Origin of the sequence: Mesorhizobium sp. M4B.F.Ca.ET.017.02.2.1, from assembly GCF_003998955.1 — a bacterium.
Lineage (GTDB): Bacteria > Pseudomonadota > Alphaproteobacteria > Rhizobiales > Rhizobiaceae > Mesorhizobium > Mesorhizobium abyssinicae.
The window spans coordinates 1-8,588 of sequence record NZ_RZOF01000270.1 but is presented as its reverse complement, the minus strand read 5'-3'; the positions used below and the strand labels follow the sequence as shown (position 1 = coordinate 8,588).

Below are 8,588 nucleotides of genomic sequence, written 5' to 3'. Positions count from 1 at the left end.
GCCCAGCACGTCGAACACCGCGCCGTAGAAGCGCCGGCTGGCCTTCAGGTCGCGCACCACAAGCTGGATGTGGTCGATGAGCCGGCCGCGATAGAGTTCCATGGAGAGCCTCCTGTTTTGACTGGTCAATCATCTAGAAGGGACCAACCTCCGGTCAATGTCGGGTATTGCATGCTACTGACACTAGAGAAGACGGTGGGCAGAGGTGTGAAGCAACGCAACTTTTCAGGCGGCAACAAAAATCACCCGTGCCAAAATCTGATTAAAAAATGCAACCGGATTGTCGGATTCAAGACGTCGTCAACGTCCTTCGGACGCAAGCGGCGTGACGAAGCTCGAAAAAAGCGCGCGCCGTGTCGACAAACTCTAGCTTCCGGCATGGGAGAAGAACATGAAGCTTTCCTATCGTTGGGTCATCGTCGCGGCTGGCGCGCTGATGACTTGCGTCGCCATCGGCGCGATGTTTTCGCTGGCGATCTTTCTCGAGCCGATGTCGCTCGACACCGGCTGGTCGCGCGCCGGCATATCGAGCGCGATGACGCTGAATTTTCTGGTGATGGGTCTCGGCGGCTTCGCCTGGGGCGCCATCTACGATCGCGTCGGCGCCCGTCCCGTCGTCTTCGCCGGCGCCCTGCTTCTGGGCCTGGCGCTTGTACTGGCCAGCCGCACCGGCTCGCTCACCGTCTTCCAGCTCACCTATGGCGTCTTGGTCGGGCTCGCGGCAAGCGCCTTCTTCGCGCCGATGATCGCGCTCACCACCGCCTGGTTCGACACCAACCGCAGCCTCGCCGTGTCGCTGGTATCGGCCGGCATGGGCGTGGCGCCGATGACCATCTCGCCCTTCGCGCGCTGGCTGATCACCGCCTATGACTGGCGTGCGGCCATGTTCGACATCGGCGTCATGGCCTGGGTGCTGCTGCTGCCCGTCGCCTTCCTGGTGCGACAGCCGCCGGCGGCGGTCGCGGCAACCGATGGCGCGCCGGCCCCCGCCACAGACGACCCCGGCATGAGCGTCGGCCAGGCGCTGCGTTCGCCGCAATTCCTGGTGCTCGGCATGACCTTCTTCGCCTGCTGCGCGGCGCATTCCGGCCCGATCTTCCACATGGTGAGCTATGCCATGGCCTGCGGCGTGGCGCCGATGGCAGCCGTCTCGATCTACAGCGTCGAGGGCCTCGCCGGCCTCGGCGGGCGCCTGCTCTACGGCGTGCTCGGCGACCGGCTCGGCGTCAAGCCGGTGCTGATCACCGGGCTCCTCATCCAGGCCGCGGTGATCTCGGCCTATCTCGCGGTCAGTCGGCTCGAACAGTTCTATGTGCTGGCCGTCATCTTCGGCGCCACCTATGGCGGCGTCATGCCTCTCTACGCGGTGCTGGCGCGCGAATATTTCGGGCCGCGCATCATCGGCACCGTGTTCGGTGCCGCCACCATGCTGTCCAGCCTCGGCATGGCGTTCGGGCCTCTGGCCGGCGGCATGATCTATGACGCCTATGCCAGCTATTCCTGGCTGTTCATCGGCTCGGCGCTGGTCGGGCTGGGCGCCGCAGGCATCGCGATTGCCTTCCCGCCGCAGCCGAGCCGGCAACGGCTGCAGATGGCGTAGGCAGCGAAAGACAGTCGGCGGTTCCATTCTTCACGGAACCGCCGACCGGTGGCGCGAAATCCATTTGCCGGACGCTTGCGAGTGTGAAAGGCTCCGCAAGAGACGCCGCATCCGATGAATGTCGGCAAGATCCCATGGTCCGGGAGACATTGCAGTGACCGCAAGCTTGGAAGCCGAAGACGCCAGGAGTTGGTCCACCCTGCTGGTCGCGGCGGAAAAAGGCGACGCTGAGGCCGTGCGCGCGGAGCTTTCCGCCGGTGCGGACATCAACCAGAGCGACGAAGGCGGCTGGTCGGCGCTGCACCTTGCCGCCCACAATGCCCGCCTCGCGGTGCTCGAAGCCTTGATCGCGCAGCCGGAAATCGACGTCAATTCCCGGAACAAGTGGAAGAGCACGCCGCTCAGCCTGGCCGCAGCCAAGGGTCACTACGACTGCATCCTGGCGCTGGCGGGACATCCTCGGATCGATATCAATGCCCGCGCCGACTACTATGGCAGGACGGCGCTGATCGAGGCGGCAAGGAACGGGCATCTCGATGTCGTCAAGCTGCTCGTCGAGCATGGCGCGGACGTCAATCTGGCCGACAAGACGGGGCGAAACAGCGCGCTCATCGAGGCCATCAAGGGACGGCACTACGAGGTCGCGGAGTATCTGCTGGCGACCAGGCAGGTGAACTTCCTCAACAAGGAGATGCGGCTCAACGCATTGATCTGGGCCGGCAGCACCCGCAACGCCCGGCTCATCGAGACATTGGACGCCGCGATCCACACCTTCTTCGAGGGCAAGTGAGCGCAGGACCGACCGCGATCCACATGTCCTGACGCAGGCCGGCGCCGACGAACCCGCCGCGCACTGTTCGGTGGCAGGCGTCAGGCCGGCGGCACGCCCTCGGTCGCGATGATGCGCGTGTTGGCGCAGCGGAAGCGGATCTGCTTCAGCCGCTCGTACTCAGGCGAGTCGTACCAGGCGGTCAGCGCCGCCATGTCGGGGAATTCGATGATGACCAGACGGTGCGGCTCCCAGTCGCCCTCCAGCACCCGGGTCAAGCCGCCGCGCGCCAGGTAACGCCCGCCATGACGCGCTTCCGTCGCCGGAACCTCGCGCCGGTATTCATCGAACATGGCGGCGTCGGTGACGTCGACATCGGCAATGAGATAGGCAGCCATTCCAGTCCCTCCTTCTCAAATCGTCTTCCACATCATCAGGATCGGCACCGGCGCGCCGCCGCGATCGTCGTGGATCGTCTCGCCCGGCTGGTAGCCGCAGGCCCGGTAGAGCGGCTCCCCGGCCATCGTCGCGCCGAGCTCGACACGGCGAAAGCCCTCTGCCCTCGCCGCATTTTCGCAGAGCGAAAGGATGAGGCGGCCGACGCCGCGCCGCACGAAATCGGGATGCGTGTACATCGCCCTGACGCGCGCCGCGTCGGTGGCGGGATCGAGCAATGCCGCGCTGCGCCCCGGCGTCCTGTCGCCGCCATAAAGGGTGGCGCGCCGGCTCCAGCCGCCGCAGCCCGCCAGCGCTCCTCCGCAGGTGACGACAAAATAGGTTCCGTCGTCGATAAGCTGCGTGTCCAGGCCCATGATGGCGCGGCTGGATTCGATCTGGGCATCATTCAGGAAGGGTTTTTGCAGCTCGCCGATCGCCAGCGCCATCAGCGCCGAAATCGCCGCGATGTCGTCGCGCGTGGCTGTCCGGTACTGTAACTCCTGGCCAGACATTTGCGGGAATGCCAAAGTGTCATTGAGGGGTCGTAATTTATATTAGTGCATACTCATATCAAAGGGCCGGCATCCAAGGCTTTCAAGCGCCTGGCGCCACCGTTGTCGCCACCACCCAGCGGTGCTTGCCGATCTGACGAGCGCGGCGAAAGCCCTTCTTCTCGAACATCGCCAGCGTGCCGTTGTGCAGGAAGGCGCCGGCGACCTTTCGCCCTTGCGTGTCTTCGGGATAGCTCTCCACCGTGCCGCCGCCGAGGCGCGCGATCTCGCCGAGCGCACCTGCCAGCGCGGCGGCGGCCACGCCTTCGCCACGACGCGTCTTGTCGATGAAGAAGCAGGTGATGCGCCAGTCGGGAAGGACCGTCAGCCCTTCCTCATAGGCGCGCCGGTGCTTGATGCGCGGCAATTCGTCCGTCGGCCCGAATTGGCACCAGCCGACGCAGGCCGCGCCGTCGAAGACAAGCGCGGCATGCGTGCTGCCGTCCCTGACCCTTGCCTGCTTGGCGGCGCGGTTGCCGCCGGCGCCGTTGCCCTTGGCATGGAAAGCCATGCACCAGCAGCCGCCCCAAACGCCATTGTGGCGCTCGACCAGCGCGGCGAACTCCGGCCAGGTTGTTTCGTCGAGGGGTTTTACGCTGAAGCTCATCGTGGTTCCTCAAAGCCAGCGATAGCCGTTTTGAAGGTTCGCGCCTCAGTTCCGGAACAGGCGGCAAATCCCGACATCATCAGCGTCGTCCCTTCGAATGGGTAAGGCGAATGAAGGCGTCGACAATCGGGACGCGGGCTGGGCCTGTCAACCGCTGATGGAGCGCCCCGCCTCCCTCCCCTCGTCGTCGCGGCGCAGCCGCGCGTCGGAGATCAGCATCACCGGGCACGGGCAGCGCTGCAGCACGTCGCTCGTCGTCTCGCCGAAGATGAGCTCGTCGCCCGGCCGCCGCGCCACGCCCATGACGATCAACGCCACCCTCCTGCCAGCCTGGCGGGCAATGGCATCGGCGGCGGCGGCCCTGCTGCGGATGGCGGTCTCGATCTCGACGCCATAGCGGTCGGCAAGCTCGACAATGTCCTTAAGCACAGCCTCCCTACGGCGATGCGAGACGGTGTCACGCGGTTCGTCGCGGCCGACCCGCGCAACATAGAGCATCTTGACCGGCGCCCCGGTGACAGCGGCAATGGCAAGCGCGAGCTCGGCGCCACGGCGGGCGACCGAAGTGCCATTGACCGGCACCAGGATCTTGCCTGATCCCGGGCCGAGCCTCGGCATCTGCCGGCCGGCGCCGGCGGGCTTCAGCACCAGACAGAGCGGGCCGTCGAAGGCGCCGGCGATGTCGTTCAAGCGATGCGAGAAGCTGCCCTTTGAAGTCACCGCACGGCCGAGCCCGATGAGTAGCACGCCGTAGCCTTTGCGGGCTTCCTTCGCCACCGCCTCGGCCGACAGCGGCGCTTCGTGCCGGCGACGGGTGACGGGGGCCTCGCGGGCCGGCTCCTGGTCGGCCTGGAGTGCCGCCTCGCGGCCTTCCTCGGCGCCCCGCTCGATCTCGTCCAGATGCGCCGCCTCGTCGGGCTCGGCTTCGCTCTCGCCGCTGGCATGCAGCACCGTCATCGGCTTGCCGGCCCCGACCACGCCGGCAAGGTAGGCGGCGAAGCGGCCGACCACGCCCTCGTCGACGACCACAAGCAGCCGCTCCAGATTGGCGATGAAGCCGCGCTGGTCGACCTCCTCGCGCTCCAACCGCTTCTTCTCCGCCTCGCCGATCGACAGGCGCCCCAGCGCCCAGCGTAGCGTCGGCGGCATCGCCAAAGTGGTGATGACGGCCATGGTCACGATCATGGTGAAGAGGTTGTGCGAGAGCACGCCTATCGACAGGCCGATCGAGGCGACGATGACTTCGGTCGAGCCGCGCGCGTTCATGCCGCAGCCGACGGCGATGCCCTCGGCACGGCTCATGCCGGCGAGTTCCGCGCCGATGAAGGCGCCGGCGAACTTGCCGATGCTGGCAATAGCGACCAGCGCCACTGTAAGCAGTGCCAGCTGCGGATCGACGAGCACGGTAAGATCCGTCGACAGACCGGCGACGCCGAAGAACACCGGCATGAATAGCGCCGTGATGACGCCGCGCAACTGGCCCTCGATGTGGCGCGACAGGATCGGCGACTCGCCGACCAGTATGCCGGCGACAAAGGCGCCGAGCACGGTGTGGACGCCGATCAGGTCGGTGATCAGCGCCATGGCGCCCATGATGGCGAGGATGATGGTGACGACGGCATATTCGCTGTGGAAATTGTCATTGGTCCAGCGGATGGCGTCGAAGACGATGCGGCGGCCGAGCGTGAATGAAAACGCCATGAAGGCGGCGACGCCTAATATCGTGAAGGCAAGGCTGCTCACCTCGACGCGGCCATGGGTAGCGATGCCGATGGTAATCGCGATGATCACCCAACCGATCGTGTCCTCGATGATTGCCGACGAGACGATGGTCTGGCCGAGGTCGCGGCGCATGAAGTTCATCTCGCGCACCACCATGGCGACGATCTTAACCGAGGAGATCGACAGCGCGGTGCCGAGGAACAGGCCTGCGACGATGCGCTCGCCGCCTGGGGCGAGCAGCGTCGCAGGCATGAACTGCGCCGCAGCGAAGCCGATCGCGAAGGGCACCGCCACGCCGGCTGCGGAGATGGAGAAGCAAGCGCGGCCGACCCTGCGCACCAGCTTGAGGTCGGTTTCCATGCCGGTGAGCAAAAGCAGCATCAGCACGCCGAGCTGGGCCACGGCATTGATCATGCTTTTCTGGCTGGCATCGCCGGAAAAGACCACCCGTTCCCCCTCCGGCCACAGCCAGCCGAGCAGCGAGGGGCCGAGCAGGATGCCGGCGATGAGCTGGCCCATCACGGCAGGCTGGCCGAAGCGTTCGAGCAGTTCGCCGAGACCGCGTCCGACGAGAAGCAAAAGGATGATCTCGAGAACGAAGACGCCCTCGCTCGACATGCCGGTCTTCTCGGCGCCCCAAGCCATGGCCGGCGTGACGAACAGCGTCATCGCCGCAATAGCGACCGACCGGCGCCTGTTTGGCAGGAAGGACAAGATTCGCACCCCTCGATTATAGCGAACGACAACGGTTTGGCGCGCCTATCGGTTGCACCGCCGCGTGGCGCGGAAACGCCTCGGCGGCAACGCGGACAATTCGATTCAAATGCGGCTGTGGATGTTTGCTTTCGGGTAAAGCGACTCGAGCATCTTCGCGGCACGGCGGGCAATAAGGAGAAGCTAATGAAAAGCGACTTTGCCGCCGCTCGTCTGCACCTCGAGCGGGCCGGCCACTATCTGCGCGGCGATGACGACACCAGCCACACGACGCTTGCGGCGCTCGATCTCATGATAGAAGCAATCACGGTGGCTCAATACAGCCGCCATTCGGCCGATGTGGTGGAATTTCCGGGACCGGCCGCGAGGAAAATCTCCTACCAGGCCTGAAGCGAGCTTTCCGACATCCACGCGCGGGAACGTTTCAGTGTGCCGCGCGTTGTTGTCATCGGGGTGATGGCCGGCCATTTCCGCCGGCCATTGCATTTGGATGGCAAGGGGATGTCCAAGATCGAGACCGTGAAGCCCGTCGAGGCGGCGGCAGCGCCGCGGGCCTCTGATGCGTTCGCGCTGAAACTCACCTCCTCCGAACTGGCGACGACGATGTCGCATTTCCACCGCGCCGAGATCGCCCGCATGGCCGGATGGCGCGACAGGCTCGACCGCACCAGCAACTGGGCGATCACCGTCGCCGCCGCGATGCTCTCGGTGTCGCTGTCGACGCCGAGTTCGCACCACGGCGTGCTGCTGTTCGCCATGCTGCTGATCACGCTGCTGCTCTGGATCGAGGCGCGGCGCTACCGCTTCTTCGACGTCTACCGTGCCCGGGTGCGCCAGTTCGAGCGCTATTATTTCGCGCAGATCTTCTCGCCGCAGCCCGACTTCGCCTCCAACTGGCTGGCGATCGTCGGCGAAGGCCTGCGCTCGCCCCGCTTCCTGATCTCGCAGCGCGCGGCGCTGGTGCGCCGGCTACGCCGCAACTACATCTTCATGTACACGATCCTGATGCTCGCCTGGGTGCTGAAGATCACGACACCCAGCCTGCAGCGCGAAGGCTCGCCGATCGGCTTCGGCGCCTCGTTTCTCGACGCGATGCGCGTGGCCGCGCTCGGGCCGGTGCCCGGCATCGTCGTCGCGTCCATCGTGGGACTGTTCTATGTCGGCCTGCTCGCCGCCGCCTTCCTCGTCAGCAGCGACGAAGGCGAGCTCTCACACGGCACCGTTCATGTCTGAGCGGACGAAGGCTGCAACCTGATCCTAATTCCAGCTGCTGCTTTCGAAGAAAGCAGGCGCCGCCGATGCCTCGCCGGGACAACCTCCGGGCCCGGCCGCCGTTAGCACGTTGATAAGCAATTGGTAATAAAAGCTCATGGATGAGAGACTTGCCTCAATCCGCGAGCACAATGGCGCCATCGCCGGCAGGGCCCTGCCGTGCGCATTAGGAGCCTGATCATCCTCAGCATGGTCGGCGCCGCGGCGCTGATCGGAACGGTCGGCGGCGTCGCGGTCTTCACGCAGATGGCGGCGACCAAATATCTGGGGCTGACCGAGGCCACCAACGTCGCGCGCGAGCTCGCCGACACGATCGTCTTCAAGCCGTCCGACGGGACGCCTTCGCTGCTCGAGCGGCCCGAGGCGCTCAACCAGTTCCTGGAGCTGCAACACGGGCGCTCGCAGCGGGATTTCGTCGTCGTCGACCGCAACAAGGTCATCGTCGCCCACGCCGCAGACGAGGAGCACAAGGCCGGCGACAAATTCGAGCACGACCCCGGTAACGAGGTCGGCCAGACGCTGGAAGACGGCATCCCGCGCAAGTTCGTCGATCCGGAGGAAGTGAACGCCATACTGGCCGTTCCGATCGAACAAGGCGGGAAGACGATCGTCGGCGCCGTGCTGCTGGAATACGATGCGGTGCTGAACGCGGCCGAGCAGCGCACCAACAGCATGCTGTGGCTGATTGGCCTCAGCGCGGTTGCCGCCATGCTGGTGGCGGCTCTCTTCGCCTGGGTGCTGCTCAGCCGTTTCGGCTCCGGCCTCAGGGATATGATGCGCGGCATGCAGGCGCTGGCTCAGGGCAATCAAATGATGCGCATCAGCCATGGCCGCAAGGATGAGTTCGGGCAGCTGGCCGACGGCTTCAACACCATGGCGGACCAGCTCGCATCGGCGCGGGCGCACATCGAGGAC

General features: G+C 65.6%; 10 protein-coding genes. 5 read left to right on the top strand and 5 right to left on the bottom strand.

Annotated features, from left to right (window positions below):
* Positions 1 to 102, bottom strand: a 102-nt coding sequence (locus EN738_RS36420; protein ID WP_348629107.1) for a VOC family protein, incomplete at its 3' end; no start/stop codon positions are given.
* Positions 103 to 391: 289 nt separating this feature from the next.
* On the opposite strand from EN738_RS36420, the gene EN738_RS25490 reads away from it, so the two are divergent.
* Positions 392 to 1,600 (top strand): MFS transporter, encoded by a 1,209-nt coding sequence (locus EN738_RS25490; RefSeq protein WP_127286122.1) that lies wholly within the window; start codon positions 392 to 394, stop codon positions 1,598 to 1,600.
* A 154-nt stretch (positions 1,601 to 1,754) separates the two neighbouring features.
* Positions 1,755 to 2,390, top strand: a complete 636-nt coding sequence (locus tag EN738_RS25485) for an ankyrin repeat domain-containing protein (protein WP_127286121.1) — start codon at positions 1,755 to 1,757, stop codon at positions 2,388 to 2,390.
* Positions 2,391 to 2,470: 80 nt separating this feature from the next.
* Here EN738_RS25485 and EN738_RS25480 read toward each other — a convergent pair whose 3' ends face one another.
* The 4 genes from EN738_RS25480 to EN738_RS25465 form a co-directional block, all read right to left on the bottom strand.
* Positions 2,471 to 2,767: a DUF1330 domain-containing protein gene (locus EN738_RS25480; protein WP_127286120.1), complete on the bottom strand. Its 297-nt coding sequence runs from the start codon at positions 2,765 to 2,767 to the stop codon at positions 2,471 to 2,473.
* Positions 2,768 to 2,782: 15 nt separating this feature from the next.
* Positions 2,783 to 3,319, bottom strand: a complete 537-nt coding sequence (locus EN738_RS25475) for a GNAT family N-acetyltransferase (protein ID WP_127286119.1) — start codon at positions 3,317 to 3,319, stop codon at positions 2,783 to 2,785.
* A gap of 82 nt (positions 3,320 to 3,401) precedes the next feature.
* On the bottom strand, positions 3,402 to 3,965 hold the full coding sequence (locus EN738_RS25470) for a GNAT family N-acetyltransferase (protein WP_127286118.1): 564 nt from the start codon (positions 3,963 to 3,965) through the stop codon (positions 3,402 to 3,404).
* A gap of 147 nt (positions 3,966 to 4,112) precedes the next feature.
* Positions 4,113 to 6,410: a cation:proton antiporter gene (locus EN738_RS25465; RefSeq protein ID WP_245494677.1), complete on the bottom strand. Its 2,298-nt coding sequence runs from the start codon at positions 6,408 to 6,410 to the stop codon at positions 4,113 to 4,115.
* A gap of 177 nt (positions 6,411 to 6,587) precedes the next feature.
* Here EN738_RS25465 and EN738_RS25460 point away from each other — a divergent pair, with 177 nt between their 5' ends.
* The 3 genes from EN738_RS25460 to EN738_RS25450 all read left to right on the top strand — a co-directional run.
* On the top strand, positions 6,588 to 6,791 hold the full coding sequence (locus tag EN738_RS25460; RefSeq protein ID WP_127286117.1) for a hypothetical protein: 204 nt from the start codon (positions 6,588 to 6,590) through the stop codon (positions 6,789 to 6,791).
* Between the two features lie 111 nt (positions 6,792 to 6,902).
* On the top strand, positions 6,903 to 7,634 hold the full coding sequence (locus tag EN738_RS25455) for a DUF2270 domain-containing protein (protein ID WP_127286116.1): 732 nt from the start codon (positions 6,903 to 6,905) through the stop codon (positions 7,632 to 7,634).
* A 198-nt stretch (positions 7,635 to 7,832) separates the two neighbouring features.
* Positions 7,833 to 8,588 (top strand): HAMP domain-containing protein (locus EN738_RS25450; protein WP_127286115.1); only part of this gene is annotated, 756 nt, incomplete at its 3' end.

What these genes read in the sequence shown, in the direction of transcription:
- EN738_RS25475 (WP_127286119.1), bottom strand. Translation starts at nt 3,319, where the DNA reads ATGTCTGGCCAGGAGTTACAGTACCGGACAGCCACGCGCGACGACATC.
- EN738_RS25460 (WP_127286117.1), top strand. Translation starts at nt 6,588, where the DNA reads ATGAAAAGCGACTTTGCCGCCGCTCGTCTGCACCTCGAGCGGGCCGGC.
- EN738_RS25490 (WP_127286122.1), top strand. Translation starts at nt 392, where the DNA reads ATGAAGCTTTCCTATCGTTGGGTCATCGTCGCGGCTGGCGCGCTGATG.
- EN738_RS25455 (WP_127286116.1), top strand. Translation starts at nt 6,903, where the DNA reads ATGTCCAAGATCGAGACCGTGAAGCCCGTCGAGGCGGCGGCAGCGCCG.
- EN738_RS25470 (WP_127286118.1), bottom strand. Translation starts at nt 3,965, where the DNA reads ATGAGCTTCAGCGTAAAACCCCTCGACGAAACAACCTGGCCGGAGTTC.
- EN738_RS25480 (WP_127286120.1), bottom strand. Translation starts at nt 2,767, where the DNA reads ATGGCTGCCTATCTCATTGCCGATGTCGACGTCACCGACGCCGCCATG.